The sequence below is a fragment of the Agrobacterium sp. 22094 genome, from assembly GCF_052046015.1.
GTDB classification, from domain to species: Bacteria; Pseudomonadota; Alphaproteobacteria; order Rhizobiales; family Rhizobiaceae; genus Agrobacterium; species Agrobacterium cavarae.
Map to the genome: position 1 here is coordinate 1 of NZ_JBQEPX010000026.1, position 425 is coordinate 425.

Annotated in this window: 1 rRNA gene; it reads left to right on the plus strand. The window is 54.6% G+C overall.

The features are described from left to right. A 23S ribosomal RNA gene (locus ACTJK5_RS23025) occupies nucleotides 1-425 on the plus strand; the annotation flags it as partial.

Here is a 425-nt window from a genome sequence, read left to right on the forward strand (position 1 = left end):
ATGCAGGTTACCCGCGACAGGACGGAAAGACCCCGTGGAGCTTTACTGTAGCCTGATATTGAATTTTGGTACAGTTTGTACAGGATAGGCGGGAGCCATTGAAACCGGAGCGCTAGCTTCGGTGGAGGCGCTGGTGGGATACCGCCCTGACTGTATTGAAATTCTAACCTACGGGTCTTATCGACCCGGGAGACAGTGTCAGGTGGGCAGTTTGACTGGGGCGGTCGCCTCCTAAAGTGTAACGGAGGCGCCCAAAGGTTCCCTCAGAATGGTTGGAAATCATTCGTAGAGTGCAAAGGCATAAGGGAGCTTGACTGCGAGACCTACAAGTCGAGCAGGGACGAAAGTCGGGCTTAGTGATCCGGTGGTTCCGCATGGAAGGGCCATCGCTCAACGGATAAAAGCTACCCCGGGGATAACAGGCT